Here is a 17,044-nt window from a genome sequence, read left to right as displayed (position 1 = left end):
ATAGGCAGACATTTATGTTCAGGCCAAAGCCTTAACCATAAATATTCGCGCGATCACGCAACTCTTTGCCTGGTTTAAAGTGAGGAACATACTTGCCGTCCAGCTCAACTTTATCACCCGTTTTAGGGTTGCGCCCAACACGCGGAGCACGGTAGTGAAGAGAAAAACTGCCAAACCCACGGATTTCGATGCGTTCACCATCAGCCAAGGTTGCAGCCATATGCTCAAGCATCTCTTTCACTGCATCCTCAACAGCTTTCGCCGGGATATGAGAGTGCTGGCCAGCAAGTCTTTCAATAAGTTCAGACTTGGTCATATTACCTCCAAGCTTTGCAGCTAAACTACCGTTTCGGGGCAACAGAGTTGCCCCCCGTCATTACTCGCCTTTTGCCGCTTTGAACGCTTCAGCCATAGCGTTAGAGAAGTTGCTTTCGTCTGGTTTGTTGTTAACAACAGCGATTGCATCTTTCTCGTCTGCTTCGTCCTTAGCACGGACGGACAGGCTTACTACGCGGTTCTTACGATCAACACCGGTGAATTTAGCTTCAACTTCATCACCAACGCTCAGAACCAGAGTTGCGTCTTCAATACGGTCGCGAGAAGCTTCTGAAGCGCGCAGGTAACCTTCTACGCCACCAGCTAATTCAACTGTAGCACCTTTGGCGTCAACTGCTGTGACTTTACCAGTAACAATAGTACCTTTCTTGTTAACAGACAGGTAGTTATTGAATGGATCTTCAGCCAGTTGCTTCACGCCCAGGGAGATACGTTCACGTTCTGCGTCAACTTGCAGGACCACAGCTGCGATTTCGTCGCCTTTTTTGTATTCACGTACTGCTTCTTCGCCTGCAACGTTCCAGGAGATGTCAGACAGGTGAACCAGGCCGTCGATGCCGCCGTCCAGACCAATGAAGATACCGAAGTCAGTGATTGACTTGATTTTACCTTCAACACGGTCGTTCTTGTTGTGGGTCTCTGCGAATTGCTGCCATGGGTTGTTTTTGCATTGTTTCAGGCCCAGGGAGATACGACGACGCTCTTCGTCGATATCCAGAACCATAACTTCAACAACATCGCCCACGTTAACAACTTTAGATGGGTGGATATTTTTGTTAGTCCAATCCATTTCAGAAACGTGAACCAGACCTTCAACGCCTTCTTCGATTTCTACGAAGCAGCCGTAATCAGTCAGGTTGGTAACGCGACCAGTCAGTTTAGTACCTTCTGGGTAACGTTTAGCGATAGCGACCCATGGATCTTCGCCCAGTTGTTTCAGACCCAGTGACACACGGGTACGTTCGCGGTCGAATTTAAGGACTTTAACAGTGATTTCATCGCCGACATTAACGATTTCGCTTGGGTGCTTAACGCGTTTCCAGGCCATGTCAGTGATGTGCAGCAGGCCGTCAACGCCGCCCAGATCAACGAATGCACCGTAGTCAGTGAGGTTCTTAACGATACCTTTAACTTCCATGCCTTCCTGCAGGTTTTCCAGCAGCTGATCGCGCTCTGCGCTGTTCTCAGACTCAATTACTGCACGACGGGAAACAACAACGTTGTTGCGTTTCTGGTCCAGTTTGATGACTTTGAACTCAAGATCTTTGCCTTCGAGATGCAGCGTGTCGCGAACAGGACGAACGTCTACCAGTGAACCTGGCAGGAACGCACGGATACCGTTCAGCTCAACAGTGAAACCGCCTTTAACTTTACCGTTGATAACACCGGTAACAGTTGCAGATTCTTCGTAAGCTTTTTCCAGCGTGATCCAAGCTTCATGACGTTTAGCTTTTTCACGGGACAGCAGAGTTTCACCGAAGCCGTCTTCAACAGCGTCCAGCGCAACATCAACTTCGTCGCCAACCTGGATTTCCAGTTCGCCCTGTGCGTTTTTGAATTGTTCTGCCGGGATTGCAGACTCAGATTTCAGACCGGCGTCAACCAGTACGATATCTTTGTCGATTGACACAACAACACCACGAACGATGGAACCAGGACGGGTTTCGATTGTTTTTAAGGATTCTTCAAAGAGTTGAGCAAAAGATTCAGTCATGTTGATAATCTTTAGGTTCTTAAGTTTAACGTCCATCTGGCTTCCTGCTGGATGGGGTTGTTTCAAATGCCCCGCTACAGATCCTTGCGGCGAGGTTAAAAAAAACTATAGCCAAAACTGGCACTGAATATTCTTCAGCACCAGATTACGGCTCGATTACCGGGTTTGTTTTTGCGGCAATCCTAGAATTTCTGTGGCATAAGCCAGCGCTTTTTCGATGACTTCGTCGATGGACATGCTGGTTGAATCCAGCAATAACGCATCGGAAGCAGCCACTAAAGGCGCAATAGATCTATTACGATCACGATCATCGCGTTCTTTGATCTCGGCTAAAAGCCGTTCAAAGTTAACACTAAAGCCTTTTTCCTGCAACTGTAGCATTCTTCTGTTTGCGCGCTCTTCGGAACTGGCATCCAGAAATATCTTTACAGGGGCATCAGGGAAAACCACGGTGCCCATATCGCGACCATCGGCAATCAGACCCGGTGTATCGCGGAATGCGCGCTGCCGGCGCAATAATGCTTCACGAACGCGGGGAAATGCCGCCGCCTGAGACGCCGTATTCCCAACGGTTTCGGTGCGGATTTCGTTGGTAACATCCTCACCTTCTAAAATAACGTGTAACTGCCCATCCTGAGCCACAAAACGAACATCGAGATGTGCGGCAAGCGGAACGAGCGCCTCTTCTGAGACAATATCAACCTGATGATGCAAAGCCGCCAGCGCTAATACGCGGTAAATCGCGCCGGAATCGAGCAGATGCCAGTTAAAGGCTTCGGCCAGTGCCTTGCACAACGTACCTTTACCTGCACCACTTGGGCCATCAACGGTGATTACCGGGGCTAAAGCCGTCATTTTTGTCTCCTTTCGGTGGGGTATACCCGCTTCATTAGTCTCACAGGACTAATTCAGGAGCGGCATTATACGCTGCCTTTACGACAACTGTTACCCCACATTTTTCAGTTGCCTAAAAAGCGGACGGTTCTGAGCCTGATAACAAAAAAAACGGACATCGTGTGATGTCCGTTCGCTCAGTGGCATTCACAGTGAAAGACTATGCCAGAGTGCTGATTCCTGCCAGACGTTCAAAATAGTCCGGGAATGTTTTCGCCGTGCATTTCGGGTCCAGAATAGTCACCGGTGTATCCGATAACGCCACCAGCGAGAAACACATCGCCATGCGGTGATCATTATAGGTTCCGATCTCAGCAAACTTCAGAGATTTAGGCGGTTCAACGCGAATATAATCTTCGCCCTCTTCGACCGTCGCACCGACTTTACGCAATTCTGTCGCCATTGCCGCCAGACGATCGGTTTCTTTAACGCGCCAGTTATAGATATTACGCAGCGTCGTCGGGCCTTCGGCAAACAATGCGGCGGTAGCAATGGTCATCGCAGCATCTGGAATATGGTTCATGTCCATGTCGATGCCTTTCAGCTCGCCACGGGTACATTCAATGTAGTCATCAGCCCAGTGAATGGTTGCGCCCATTTTTTCCAGCACATCGGCAAAACGAATATCGCCCTGCATACTGTTTTTGCCGATACCGGTCACGCGAACCGTGCCGCCTTTGATCGCAGCTGCGGCCAGGAAATAGGACGCGGAAGACGCATCGCCTTCGACCAGATAAGAACCCGGGGACACATATTGCTGACGACCTTTGATGCTGAATTTCTGATACTGGTGGTTTTCCACTTCAATACCGAATGTTTTCATCAGGTTAAGGGTGATGTCGATATAAGGTTTGGAAACCAGATCACCTTTAATCTGAATCGTCGTGTCGTTGTCTGCCAGCGGAGCTGTCATTAACAGCGCAGTCAGGAACTGGCTGGAAACGCTGCCATCAACACTGACGTCGCCACCACTAAAACCACCGCGCAGACGCAGCGGCGGATAATTTTCCTGCTCCAGATAATCAATCTGCGCGCCACCCTGACGAAGTGCATCCACCAGATGACCGATCGGACGCTCTTTCATACGCGGCTCGCCGGTCAGCACGACATCTTGTTCGCCAAGACATAACGCCGCAGCCAGCGGACGCATTGCGGTGCCCGCATTGCCCAGAAAAAGTTCCAGACCTTTAGCGTTGGAAAAAGCGTGGCCCAGACCATCAATTTCGCATTCGGTACGATCCGCCGATAAACGATGCGTAACGCCCAGTTGCGTCAGTGCGGTGAGCATATGGCGAACATCGTCGCTGTCGAGCAGGTTAGTCAGGCGGGTAGTGCCCTGTGCAAAAGCAGCCAGTAAAAGTGCGCGGTTGGAAACACTTTTTGAGCCAGGTAAATTGATGCTGCCGTTAACCAGCGCAACGGGTTGTAATGTCAGGGATTCCACTCTTTCTCCAATTCTTCTTTTCATAAAATGACCCCGGACATTGAGCCGGGGTCATTTTTAAGGCTACTTACTTAAGCATTCTGCGGGCCCGAAAGCCAGCACGCTTAGCCGTGGCGTTTTTCAAACTCTGCCATGAAGTCGGTCAGTGCTTTCACGCCTTCAATCGGCATCGCATTATAAATAGATGCACGCATACCACCAGCCACACGGTGGCCTTTCAATGCCTGCAGACCAGCTTCCTGCGCCTGATCCAGGAACAGTTTGTCCAGAGAAGCATCAGCCATCTGGAAAGGAACGTTCATCCACGAACGGTTTTCCGCAGCGACCGGGTTACGGTAGAAACCGGTACGGTCGATAGCACCATACAACAGTTCGGCTTTCGCGCGGTTGCGTTTTTCCATTTCACGCAGACCACCTTGCTCTTTCAGCCACTTGAACACCATGCCTGACAAATACCACGCGAAGGTCGGCGGGGTATTGAACATAGAGTCGTTCTCAGCCAGCACGGTATAATCAAGAATGGAAGGCAATTCAGTGCGCGCTTTACCCAGCAAGTCTTCGCGAACGATAACCAGTGTCAGGCCGGCAGGACCGATGTTTTTCTGCGCGCCGGCATAAATCACACCAAAACGGCTGACATCAATCGGGCGGGAGAGAATGCAGGATGAGTAATCCGCAACGACGATTTTGTCACCAAAATCAGGCATTTCGTCGATAGCGATACCATCGATAGTTTCATTCGGGCAGTAATGAACGTAGGCAGAATCTGCATTCAGCTTCCATTCATTCATTGGCAGAATGCCACGTTTACCGTCAACGGTCGTCGTGACATCAATAACATTCGGTGTGCAATATTTTTTCGCTTCGTTGACTGCGCTGTGAGCCCAGTAACCACCATCAATATAATCGGCTGTGGATTTATCACCCAGCAGGTTCATCGGCACAGCAGCAAATTGCGCGCGTGCGCCACCGTGGCAAAAGAGCACTTTGTAGTTCGAGGGAATATTCAGCAGATCACGGATATCCTTTTCGGACTCTTCAGCAACCTGGATAAACTCTTTACTGCGGTGACTGATTTCCATCACCGAGGTACCCAGTCCGTGCCAGTTACAAAGTTCCTGTTCCGCACGACGCAACACTTCAGCCGGGATCATTGCCGGACCTGCACTAAAATTATAAACCTGAGTCATTTCCCCTCACCACTTCTCTGAGACAGCCACATAGTTGCCTTTAATTTACCGGTTTTATTATTGGAAACAAGCCATCTGTAACGGTTATTCCTCATGACCTGATAAAGCGCGTTGAGATCTGCGTCACAAGGTTATTTACTCCCTGGAAAGCTGATTTAACAGGATTATATGTTCACACTCGCACAGTGCTCAGTGCCCTCACCCAGTTGATATTCTGACACCGCGGGCAGCTGGCTTTTTCCCCTACTTTGAATGACTTAATCAGGCTGCACCGATGGCAGGCATAGAGCCCGCTGGTCATCATCAGGGTTTCGATATCGATATAATCTTCGGGTAAAACCGGCAACCCCGGCTCTACATCGCCATCCTGACGGAAGTAAACGCTCAGGCCGCCATTGGCTTCCAGAAAAGCCAGCCGGACCTGTCCAAGATGTTCGACACCTTTTTGGCGCAACTCCATATAAAACTCGCCTTTGGTAATATTTTCCCTCGCCATGGTTTCCCACTCGAACATACCGTCGCGAATAATGATCAGCGGTTTTCCTTCCATCCAGTTCTGAAAATGGCGGCTTTTATCCATCAACCAGGTAGAAAGACGGTAAAGCAGCAGGATGGAGAAGAAGACCGCAAACACCGGCAGCAAAGGTACATCATCATAGAAAGTGACGTCACCGGCCGCAGAGCCCAGCGTCAGAATAATCACCACTTCGAATAAAGAAAGCTGGTTGACCCCGCGACGCCCGGTGAGTTTCAGAAATATAAACACCACTACAAAGATGAAAAAACAGCGGAATGTTACCTCTCCCAGATACTCCAGAGGGAACTTATCCAGTGTCATACGTTTGATATCAAAAGCCTGCATAGATGCCTCACGGGAAGTGAAAACAGCGGCTTACGGACCGCGGATTTACAGACAAGCTTAGCGCGTTACAACGCGATTACATTCTTAACACGAATACATGGAGCTAATACGTAAAACCCCGTATCATTGCGCGTTTTTAGCACGCTCAAAAGTGAACTCAATGACGCAAACTTTTATTCCTGGTAAAGACGCGGCGCTGGAAGACTCCATTTCCCGCTTCCAACAAAAACTCACCGATCTCGGCTTTAATATCGAAGAAGCTTCTTGGCTGAATCCGGTTCCCCACGTCTGGTCAGTGCACATTCGCGACCGCGACTGCCCGCTGTGCTTCACCAACGGTAAAGGCGCCAGCAAAAAAGCCGCACTGGCTTCTGCTCTGGGTGAATATTTTGAACGTCTGTCGACTAACTATTTCTTCGCGGATTTCTATCTTGGCAAAGACATCGCCAATGGCGATTTCGTCCACTATCCGAATGAGAAGTGGTTCCCGCTGCCGGAAGATGACAGCCTGCCAGCTGGCATTCTGGATGAACGCCTGCACGATTTTTATGACGCTGAGAAAGAACTGGTTGCCAGTGATCTGATCGACCTGCAATCCGGCAATCCTGATCGTGGTATCTGCGCCCTGCCGTTTACCCGTCAGTCAGATCTGCAAACCGTTTATATTCCGATGAACATCATCGGCAACCTGTACGTTTCCAACGGGATGTCCGCGGGTAACACCGCTAATGAAGCGCGCGTTCAGGGTCTGTCCGAAGTCTTCGAGCGTTACGTCAAAAACCGCATCATTGCAGAATCCATCAGCCTGCCAGAAATTCCTGCTGAGGTTCTGGCGCGCTATCCGAGTGTGGTTGAAGCCATCGCCAAACTGGAAGAAGAAGGTTTCCCTATTCTTTCTTATGACGCCTCTCTGGGCGGCAATTATCCGGTTATTTGTGTGGTTCTTTTCAACCCGGCGAACGGCACCTGTTTCGCTTCCTTTGGTGCGCACCCGGATTTCGGCGTAGCACTGGAACGTACCGTCACTGAGCTGTTGCAGGGCCGCAGCCTGAAAGATCTGGATGTCTTCACTGCACCGACCTTCGATGACGAAGAAGTGGCCGAGCACGCCAACCTTGAAACCCACTTCATCGATTCAAGCGGTCTGATTTCGTGGGATATGTTCAAGCAGGACGCAGACTATCCGTTTGCAGACTGGAGCTTCAGCGGCACCACTGAAGAAGAATTCGCCACGCTGATGGCTATCTTCGATAAAGAAGATGCTGAAGTGTATATCGCTGATTACGAACATCTGGACGTGTATGCCTGCCGCATTATCGTTCCGGGCATGTCCGACATCTATCCTGCAGAAGATCTGCTGCTGGCAAACAACAGCATGGGTGCGCATCTGCGTGACCAACTGCTGGCGTTGCCGGACAGTGACCTGCCAAAAGAAGCCTATCTTGAGATGATCACTCAGCTCGATGATGAAGGTCTGGATGACTTCACCCGCGTGCGTGAACTGCTGGGCATTGCCAGCGGTAAAGACAATGGCTGGTACACGCTGCGTGTCGGTGAGCTGAAATCTATGCTGGCACTGGCCGGTGGTGATTTGGATCAGGCGCTGACATGGGCTGAATGGGCGCATGAGTTCAACTCTTCTGTCTACAGCGATGAGCGCAACAACTACTACCGTTGTCTGCAAACTCTGCTGCAGCTGTCTCTGGAAGAAGATCGCGAACCCGCACAGTACTACAACGCCTTCGTGAAAATGTACGGTCAGAAAGCGGTTGAAGATGCTTCTGCAGCTATCAGCGGTGAAGTTCGTTTCCATAGCCTGTTTGCTGTTGATCCTGAACTTAAAGCATTGCCAGCCCACCAGGCGCTGCTTGGCGCATACGAAAAACTGCAAGTCGCAAAACGTCGTCACTGGTCGAAAGCGTAATCGAACGGACATTACGAATTGATTAAAGCCAGCGGGATTTCCTGCTGGCTTTTTTGTTTATACATTCAATGCAGATCCTGCGCATGTGCTGCTCTCTTTGTCCGCAAAGGTTTGACTCAGCCATTAAAATGACGTGTAATTCCGCGCGAAATAATGTGCTTTTGGCTTTTTAACGACAAAAATATGACACTTATTTTTATGCATTTTTTTATGGGTTAAATCAAAGTGAAATTTACAAACTAAAAATAGTGATATTAATTAACATTAAAGCCTTATTATTAACCTGTAAGTAAAAATAATTTTGAGCACCCTCAACTTTATTTGCAAAAATTAAAATGTTTTTACACCAAAATTTTCAATAAGTTAACACCAAAACCACCCCTTCAGTAGTACGCAGAAAACCACCAAAAACCGCCTCGTATGATCCACGTCAATTTTTACGTTATACTGCTTTGCTAGTATCTCGTTGCGCAGTGCATAGCCCTGAATAAGAGAGTTAATGTGAAAGCTGACAACCCCTTCGATCTCATTTTACCCGCCGCTACAGCAAAAGTTGCTGAAGATGCCGGCGTTTATAAAGCCACCAAACAGCCGTTAAAAACATTCTTTTTAGCCATTACTGCTGGCGTCTTTATTTCTATTGCTTTTGCTTTTTATATCACCGCCACCACAGGCACCGGAACCGTACCTTATGGTCTTGCAAAACTCGTCGGGGGCATCTGCTTCTCACTGGGTCTGATGCTGGTCGTAGTGTGTGGCGCCGACCTGTTTACTTCCACTGTGCTTATCGTAATTGCCAAAGCCAGCGGGCGTATCACCTGGGGGCAATTAGCACGCAATTGGGTCAATGTCTATTTTGGTAACCTGATTGGCTGCCTGTTCTTTGTGGCTCTGATTTGGTTCTCCGGTGAATACATGGTCGATAATGGCTTGTGGGGCCTCAATGTCTTGCAAACCGCTGACCATAAAATGCATCACACATTTATCGAAGCTGTATGTCTTGGGATCCTCGCTAACCTGATGGTTTGTCTGGCGGTATGGATGAGTTACTCCGGCCGTAGCTTGATGGACAAAATGTTCGCCATGATTTTGCCAGTAGGTATGTTCGTCGCCAGCGGCTTTGAACACAGCATTGCCAACATGTTCATGATCCCTTTAGGCATCGTAGTGAAAAACTTTGCGACACCAGAATTCTGGCAGGCTGTCGGGGCAACACCGGCACAATTCGCAGAACTGAACATCTCTAACTTTATCATCGACAATCTCATCCCTGTGACCATAGGTAACATCATCGGGGGCGGTTTGCTGGTAGGGTTAACGTACTGGGTTATATATCTTCGCGATGAGAAGCACCACTGATACAACGTGGCAGTCTTGTTACGACAGTTTTACTCGTGATTTTTAAAGAAATCCAAATTAGAAGGTAGGTGCAAAATGTCCAAGCTCAATGAAAAATTGACCAACGCATGGCAAGGTTTTAGTGCTGGTGAATGGCAGAATGGCGTAAACGTCCGTGACTTCATTCAGAAGAACTACACACCGTATGAAGGTGATGAGTCCTTCCTGGCTGGCGCTACCGAAGCGACAACCACCCTGTGGGATAAAGTAATGGATGGTATCAAACTGGAGAACCGCACTAAGGCTCCTGTTGATTTCGATACTGACGTTGCCTCTACCATCACTTCTCACGATGCCGGTTACATCAATAAATCTCTGGAAACTATCGTTGGTCTGCAAACTGACGCGCCATTGAAACGTGCTCTGATCCCATTCGGCGGCATCAAAATGGTCGAAGGTTCATGTAAAGTTTATGGCCGTGAACTGGATCCAGCGCTGAAGAAAGTTTTCACTGATTATCGTAAAACGCACAACCAGGGCGTATTTGATGTTTACACCAAAGATATCCTGAACTGCCGTAAATCCGGTGTTCTGACTGGTCTGCCAGATGCGTATGGCCGTGGCCGTATCATCGGTGACTACCGTCGCGTTGCACTGTACGGTATCGACTTCCTGATGGCCGATAAATACGCACAATTCCAGTCTCTGCAAGACGACCTGGAAAATGGCGTAAACCTGGAAATGACCATCCAGCTGCGTGAAGAAATCTCTGAACAACACCGTGCTCTGGGCCAGATTAAAGAAATGGCTGCTAAATACGGTTGCGACATTTCTGGTCCTGCGACTAACGCACAGGAAGCTGTACAGTGGACTTACTTCGGCTACCTTGCTGCAGTTAAATCTCAGAACGGCGCTGCAATGTCCTTCGGCCGCGTATCTACTTTCCTTGACGTGTTCATCGAACGTGATATTAAAGCTGGCAAACTGACTGAAGAACAAGCTCAGGAACTGATTGACCATCTGGTTATGAAACTGCGTATGGTTCGTTTCCTGCGTACACCTGAGTATGATGAACTGTTCTCCGGTGACCCAATCTGGGCAACTGAATCTCTGGCAGGTATGGGCGTTGACGGCCGTACTCTGGTTACCAAAAGCAGCTTCCGCTTCCTGAATACCCTGTACACCATGGGTCCTTCACCAGAGCCGAACATGACCATCCTGTGGTCTGAAAAACTGCCTATGAACTTCAAAAAGTACGCAGCGAAAGTGTCTATCGATACCTCATCAGTACAGTATGAGAACGATGACCTGATGCGTCCTGACTTCAACAACGATGATTATGCTATCGCTTGTTGTGTGAGCCCGATGGTTGTGGGTAAACAAATGCAGTTCTTCGGCGCTCGTGCAAACCTGGCAAAAACCATGTTGTACGCAATCAACGGCGGCGTTGATGAAAAAATGAAAATCCAGGTTGGTCCTAAAGAAGCACCAATGATGGATGAAGTCCTGACCTTTGATAAAGTCATGGACCGCATGGATCACTTCATGGACTGGTTGGCTAAACAGTATGTGACTGCGCTGAACATCATTCACTACATGCATGACAAATACAGCTACGAAGCATCGCTGATGGCTCTGCATGACCGTGACGTTTATCGCACCATGGCGTGTGGTATCGCAGGTCTGTCAGTTGCTGCTGACTCCCTGTCTGCCATCAAATACGCAAAAGTTAGCACCATCCGTGACGAAGACGGCTTGGCTGTAGACTTCAAAATTGAAGGCGAATATCCACAGTTTGGTAACAACGATTCTCGCGTAGATGACATCGCTTGTGACCTGGTAGAACGTTTCATGAAGAAAATTCAGAAACTGCGTACCTACCGTGGCGCTGTAGCAACTCAGTCTGTTCTGACCATCACCTCTAACGTGGTTTATGGTAAGAAAACGGGTAACACTCCAGACGGTCGTCGCGCTGGCGCTCCATTTGGTCCAGGTGCTAACCCAATGCACGGTCGTGACCAGAAAGGTGCGGTTGCCTCTCTGACTTCTGTTGCTAAACTGCCGTTTGCTTACGCGAAAGATGGTATTTCTTATACCTTCTCCATCGTTCCAAATGCGCTGGGTAAAGACGATGATGTGCGTAAAGCAAACCTCGCTGGCCTGATGGATGGTTACTTCCACCACGAAGCGTCCATCGAAGGTGGTCAACACCTGAACGTGAACGTGATGAACCGCGAAATGCTGTTAGATGCGATGGAACATCCTGAAAACTATCCTCAGCTGACCATCCGTGTTTCTGGTTACGCAGTGCGTTTCAACTCACTGACTAAAGAACAGCAACAAGACGTTATTACTCGTACTTTCACCAAGTCCCTGTAATAACTCAGCCTTGTAATCTGGTCTGATAAAAGGCTCCACAGTGTGGAGCCTTTGTTTCATCTCTCCCTGCCCTGCACTGTCTGCACGACAGTCTGTTTTGCCAGAGCGCTATACGTTGTGGATCTCTGGCAAAGCAGTAGCACCATTGCTGACAATCAACCTTATTGATTGTCTGGTATCATAAACCTGTGGTTTCCAGTTTATCTCTGCCAGGCCAGCACCCGCACATGTAGACTGCTATTCATTGGTCAATATGGAGAATAACCCGCAATGTCAGTTCAAGGTGACATGAATTAGGGTTTATCTTATTGAAATATAAGTATTTATTTCAAAACACGTCCACATATTGACCATTTCGAGATTTAACGACAAAAAAGCCCCGCATTTAACTGTGCGGGGCTTTTTTGTTTCTGCGATCACATCAGGAAGGTTTGCTGACCGTGCGAGGTTGGATGAGGCAATACTGCATTGATATGTCCCGGTTTCATAATGGAGCCTTCGAATGATTCCATCGTCTTAAACGTATGGCCACAATTTATGTTCTGACACTGGTTATAACGTTCTTTAGTGTTCTCACTAAGGTAACGGCTGGAACGGGTATGTGCAGCGTGTTTGCAGATTGGACAATGGAACATGATCACCACCTCAATGAATCACTTTAAGATGCGTTTATTTTAACCGAAAAATTCCATTAAAACAAAAAGTTAACCAGTCAAATCATCATTCTTCCTGCGTGTCAAACTCCACATCCGAAAGCCTTACCTCAAGGTCTAAGGACGTCGTGTAGCCACCATTGCTAAGTGAGTGAACCACCTTAGTGATAATCCATGACTGGTCGTCTATGACGCGCTTAAACCCTTTAACCTGCACCGGCGTTTCGGGATATAAATCCGCACGCCCCATGGCCAGATTAATGGAGAATTCCGCCACCCCGCGCTGCAACTTATCCCACTTTGCCGCCGCTGCGCGCATGGCCTGCGCTTTGCTGGCATAGATGGTGGTCAGCGCAAACACGTTATCCGCTTCACCGGCCATGTATTCACCTTCTTTGGCTTCGGGTGTTTTGACTGCCGATGCCTTGGCTTTAACCGGCTTCGCTTTGGGATGTTGCAGTGCGCGCAATTGCTTAAACTTGGGCTTTCGCTTGATTTTGACCTTTTGCTTTTTCGGCTTAGGGTCTTTGGTATGTAACCATTTGGCCGTAACGCCGGTGTAAGCGCCCCGGTCAGCAATGGCAAACTGATGCCGGTCACCGTCGGCGCGTTCAATCGTCATGGTTGGTATAGGTTTACCGCTGGCGGTAGTTCCGCTTCCTGCTTTAAGAAAAAGTAACTTACCGGCTTTCACCGAAACATCAGCCCCGTTGCGCGTGGCCAGACGGGTTAAAAACTTGGCGTCAGATTCCTGAGACTGATCGATATGCGGAATACTGATGGCGTTTAACTGCGTGGCTACGCTGGCCGTCAGCTTATTGCGCGCGGCGATCTGCTCCACCACCTGACCGAGCGTAGTGTCGTGGTAAGACATTTCCCGCCGTGAGTTCAGGGTGCCGCGAAAGTCAGCACTGCGCGCCCGGATGGTCAGCGTATCCGGCGCGCCACGGTGTTCAACTTCATCAACCGTAAATTTCCCCTTACCCAGCAGCGCCGCACCCTGCCAGCCTAAGAACAGGGAGAGCACCGCGCCGCGCGCAGGCATTTCCACCAGACCGTCGCTGTCATCGAGCTCAATGTCGAGCTGGTCAGCATCAAACCCCCTGTTATCCGTGAGCGTCAGAGATAACAGCCGGGCGCTGATATCTTTCGTGATGTCATTCCCCGCCTGCGTCAGCATAAACGCCGGAGCCAGTTTCGCCCCGGCATCGAGTGTCATACCCGTGATCATGACCATACCCCCTGCACCGCCGAGCTGGCTTTATTCAGCAATCCTTCAGCCTGCGCCTGCAAGTCACCAAACATGGAGGTCAGGGTCTCATCCACGCGGGTGAGCGTTAGCGTAAATTCAATGCTTCGCGCGCTGCCATCGGCAAAGAATTCACTGCGGGTTTCACTGAGGCTTTCCACAACAAACATGCCATAAATAGTGCCGGAGCCCTCCAGCAGTGGCCACGCCTTGCCTTCATCCGCCATCTGGTTAAGTACCAGCAGTGACATGCGTCCGCCGGTGATTTCCGGCATTAGCACCCCTGACAGGGTAATTTTTTCCTCATTCACACCGAGAAATTGCAGCGCGGGACGCTGCCCAACACGGCTGTTTGACGGCCAGCGGTAATCAACATTGCGTTGCAGGCTCTGATAAGGGACGGTCTGAAGCTGAAACACAAATAATCCGAGCGTTAACATCATACGAATATCTCCTTAGTCATAACCCAGCCGTGAGCGTAAATCTGCACGGCGCTGGCGTTCACGGGCTTCCAGCGCATCCATCACCTGACGGCTGGTATCCTGTGCGCCCATACCGGCACCGACGGAAATCTGATAACTGTTTTTGCTGTTGTCGGTATAAGAACGCCCACCACCCGCCGACACCGGCACGTAGCCGTAACTGAATCCAAAATTACCTCCCGGCGGCTGGTACGGCTCTGAACTTGCGGCCTCTGAATTACCGCCCTCTGATTTAGCTCGCTGCTCCGCCTTATCAGCGGCTTTGTCGATATCCTCAGACTCACCCTTGATAAGCCCGAGCTTTTCCAGCAACCAGTCAACGCCGCGACGCAGTTTGTTGAATACCTGCAAAGGTGCAGTGAGCGCATTAGCCACGGCCTGACCAAACAGCACCCCGGCATTTTTGCAACTTTCCAGCGTTTCCTGCGTGGATTTCACCGGCGCAATTAAATCCTTGAACCACTGCCATGTTTTTTTAAGCATCTGCCCCAAGCCGTCAAATACCGGCTTGAGCGGCGCAAAAAGCTCTTTGATAGGCTCAAAGGCAACGCCCAAACCCTCAACTACACCGGAGAAAAAGGCGCTGATAGGTTCCCAGTATTTACGGATAAGCAGAGCCGCAGCGACGAACAGCGCGCCGACGGCCAGCACTGGCCATGTTATTGCACCCAGCGCAGTGACAATGGCCGTTCCCGCCGTGCTGAATATCACCCCGAGCGTACCGGCGACGGCGATAATCGCATTAATGCCCGCTATCACCGGCCACGCGATAAGACCAATTCCGCCCAGTACGCCGATGATGGCCAGCGCACCGGAGGCCACAGCAAAAAGTGTTTTCGTCAGCTCTGGATTGGCTTTTGTCCATGCCCCGATTTTCCCTAACCAGTTGGTAGCCGAGGTGGTCAGGCGGCGCAGGGTCTTATCCTGTTTCTCGAACACCTCAATCTGTAAATCTTCCCATGCCGAGGCGAGGTTTTTTAAATCCCCGTCGAGGTTGTCGGTCTGGACTTTGGCGATACGTTCCGTGGTACCGGCAGAGTTTTTAATCGCCCCTTGCTTCTCAGCAAGGTTGCCGTTCCCCGCAGCGGCCACCAGCTTAACCGCGCCCTTCATGGCCTCTTCACCAAAAATAACTTTCAGGTATTCAGCCTGCTGCGCGGTGCCGAGTTTGTTCTTTTTAAAAGACCGGTCAATCGACTGGAGGATCCCCACCACCGGCAGCATGTTGCCTTTTGCGTCTCGGGTTTTAATACCCAGCTCATTAAGCGCCGCCGGAGCCTGACCAACGGGAGCTTGCAGACGGCTGAAAATAGCACTTGCTCCTGTACCGGCCATCGACCCCTTAATGCCGTTATCTGCCATCACGCCGAGCATGGCCGTCGTGTCTTCGATGCTGGCACCCGCCGCCTCTGCAATGGGCGCGACGTATTTCATCGCTTCGCCAAGCTCAATCAGCCCGGTATTTGACGAGGTAAACCCCTTGGTCATTACGTCTGCTACGCGCTGAATTTCTGTGGTCGGCAGGTTAAACGCCGATTGCATATTGGTGATGATGTCGGCGGCTTCGGCGATATCCACATCCGCCGCAAGGCTCAGGTTAACCGTGGATCCCGTTGCGGCCAGCACTGAATCGGCGTCATAGCCCGAGCGGGCAAGCGTGGTCTGCGTACGGGCAACGTCGCCCGGTGAAAACGCCGTTGTCGCACCGATATCACGCGCCTGCTTACGAATTTGTCCGAGTTTCTCATCGCCTTTATCAAGACCAAGAATGGCCTGCGTGCCTGACATCTGTTTATCAAAACCAATGCCCGGCGCGATAAACCGGGCTTCCCCATACAGCCCGGCGGCGGCCACACCGACGCCAGCCATGCCCGCCCCGCGCGCACCGGCGGCTAACTGCTTGCCGGAGTCATAGCGTTTTTTTACCGCACCGAGTCTGGCCTGCTGCGCACTGACGCGGGCAAGCGCATCGCGCTGGCGGTTGAGCTGTGCCGTGGTCTCACTGACTGAGGTTTTCAGGCGGCGCTCATCGGCTGACAGCGTGCGCGTATTGATACCGGCCTGCGCCAGTTCCTGACGCTGACGCTGCACCGATTGCCGCAGTCCGTTGTATTTAATTTGCAGGTCAGACGCGGCGCGCTTCGCATCTTCCAGCGCCTTGGCCTGCGCCCGCGTCGGGTTGGTGGTGTTTTTAAACTGGACAGCCAGCGCGGCGGCTTCCTGTTTTGCATTCTTGAGAGACTGGCCGGTAACGGCAAGCTGACCGCTCGTTTTACGAAATCCCTCAATACGCCCGGCTTGGGCGTTCAGGGATTTGAGGGAGTTTTGGGTATTTCGGATATCCCCGGACAGCGATTTACTCGCTGTCTGGATGGATTTAAACGGGCGACTTGCCTGGTCAACGGCCTTGAGCAGAACCTGCAACTTAACGTTACTCATTGGCGTGTCCACTTCGTTCGATTGCCTTTGCGCGCCATTGTGCGAGCTCGGCGGGGCTCATCGGATAGAGCTCTGACGGTGGCCAGTGAAAGACCACCGCCACGTCAGCCATCAGGTCATCTACCCCAAAGTGGGGCGGG

The 17,044-nt window shown here is 50.5% G+C and carries 14 protein-coding genes; 3 read left to right on the top strand and 11 right to left on the bottom strand.

Going from position 1 to position 17,044, the window contains the following annotated elements; translation table 11 throughout:
- Nucleotides 1-31 precede the first annotated feature (31 nt).
- The 6 genes from ihfB to UC15_RS04635 all read right to left on the bottom strand — a co-directional run bounded on the left by ihfB (nucleotide 32) and on the right by UC15_RS04635 (nucleotide 6,440).
- Complete coding sequence (gene ihfB / locus UC15_RS04660) at nucleotides 32-316, bottom strand: integration host factor subunit beta (RefSeq protein ID WP_013574835.1); 285 nt, start codon at nucleotides 314-316, stop codon at nucleotides 32-34.
- A gap of 60 nt (nucleotides 317-376) precedes the next feature.
- A complete protein-coding gene (rpsA, locus tag UC15_RS04655; protein ID WP_095925166.1) occupies nucleotides 377-2,050 on the bottom strand; it encodes a 30S ribosomal protein S1 in 1,674 nt (557 codons plus the stop codon).
- A gap of 156 nt (nucleotides 2,051-2,206) precedes the next feature.
- Entirely contained in the window at nucleotides 2,207-2,905 is a 699-nt protein-coding gene (gene cmk, locus UC15_RS04650; protein WP_112287348.1) for a (d)CMP kinase, read from the bottom strand.
- 199 nt (nucleotides 2,906-3,104) lie between these two features.
- Entirely contained in the window at nucleotides 3,105-4,388 is a 1,284-nt protein-coding gene (aroA, locus tag UC15_RS04645) for a 3-phosphoshikimate 1-carboxyvinyltransferase (protein ID WP_112287347.1), read from the bottom strand.
- A 104-nt stretch (nucleotides 4,389-4,492) separates the two neighbouring features.
- Complete coding sequence (gene serC, locus UC15_RS04640; protein ID WP_112287346.1) at nucleotides 4,493-5,578, bottom strand: 3-phosphoserine/phosphohydroxythreonine transaminase; 1,086 nt, start codon at nucleotides 5,576-5,578, stop codon at nucleotides 4,493-4,495.
- A gap of 172 nt (nucleotides 5,579-5,750) precedes the next feature.
- The gene (locus UC15_RS04635) at nucleotides 5,751-6,440 is read right to left on the bottom strand and encodes a DUF421 domain-containing protein (protein ID WP_112287345.1); all 690 of its coding nucleotides are present in this window, start codon (nucleotides 6,438-6,440) and stop codon (nucleotides 5,751-5,753) included.
- A gap of 160 nt (nucleotides 6,441-6,600) precedes the next feature.
- Here UC15_RS04635 and ycaO point away from each other — a divergent pair, with 160 nt between their 5' ends.
- The 3 genes from ycaO (at nucleotide 6,601) to pflB (ending at nucleotide 12,081) form a co-directional block, all read left to right on the top strand.
- Nucleotides 6,601-8,364, top strand: a complete 1,764-nt coding sequence (gene ycaO / locus UC15_RS04630) for a 30S ribosomal protein S12 methylthiotransferase accessory factor YcaO (RefSeq protein WP_112287344.1) — start codon at nucleotides 6,601-6,603, stop codon at nucleotides 8,362-8,364.
- A gap of 501 nt (nucleotides 8,365-8,865) precedes the next feature.
- The gene (gene focA / locus UC15_RS04625) at nucleotides 8,866-9,723 is read left to right on the top strand and encodes a formate transporter FocA (RefSeq protein ID WP_112287343.1); all 858 of its coding nucleotides are present in this window, start codon (nucleotides 8,866-8,868) and stop codon (nucleotides 9,721-9,723) included.
- A 75-nt stretch (nucleotides 9,724-9,798) separates the two neighbouring features.
- A complete protein-coding gene (gene pflB, locus UC15_RS04620; protein ID WP_112287342.1) occupies nucleotides 9,799-12,081 on the top strand; it encodes a formate C-acetyltransferase in 2,283 nt (760 codons plus the stop codon).
- 416 nt (nucleotides 12,082-12,497) lie between these two features.
- Here pflB and UC15_RS04615 read toward each other — a convergent pair whose 3' ends face one another.
- The 5 genes from UC15_RS04615 to UC15_RS04595 form a co-directional block, all read right to left on the bottom strand.
- Nucleotides 12,498-12,716 (bottom strand): DNA-binding transcriptional regulator, encoded by a 219-nt coding sequence (locus tag UC15_RS04615; RefSeq protein WP_112287341.1) that lies wholly within the window; start codon nucleotides 12,714-12,716, stop codon nucleotides 12,498-12,500.
- An 85-nt stretch (nucleotides 12,717-12,801) separates the two neighbouring features.
- Nucleotides 12,802-13,965: a phage late control D family protein gene (locus UC15_RS04610; protein ID WP_112287340.1), complete on the bottom strand. Its 1,164-nt coding sequence runs from the start codon at nucleotides 13,963-13,965 to the stop codon at nucleotides 12,802-12,804.
- Entirely contained in the window at nucleotides 13,962-14,426 is a 465-nt protein-coding gene (locus UC15_RS04605) for a phage tail protein (protein ID WP_112287339.1), read from the bottom strand. Before UC15_RS04605 ends, UC15_RS04610 begins: the two co-directional genes overlap by 4 nt.
- Nucleotides 14,427-14,438: 12 nt before the next feature.
- Nucleotides 14,439-16,904 (bottom strand): phage tail tape measure protein, encoded by a 2,466-nt coding sequence (locus tag UC15_RS04600; RefSeq protein WP_112287338.1) that lies wholly within the window; start codon nucleotides 16,902-16,904, stop codon nucleotides 14,439-14,441.
- Nucleotides 16,897-17,016, bottom strand: coding sequence for a GpE family phage tail protein (locus UC15_RS04595; protein WP_198659659.1), 120 nt, complete (start codon nucleotides 17,014-17,016; stop codon nucleotides 16,897-16,899). Before UC15_RS04595 ends, UC15_RS04600 begins: the two co-directional genes overlap by 8 nt.
- Nucleotides 17,017-17,044 lie beyond the last annotated feature (28 nt).

Origin of the sequence: Rahnella sp. AN3-3W3, assembly GCF_003263545.1 — a bacterium.
Lineage (GTDB): Bacteria > Pseudomonadota > Gammaproteobacteria > Enterobacterales > Enterobacteriaceae > Rahnella > Rahnella variigena.
This window is presented reverse-complemented; position numbering and strand designations above follow the sequence as displayed.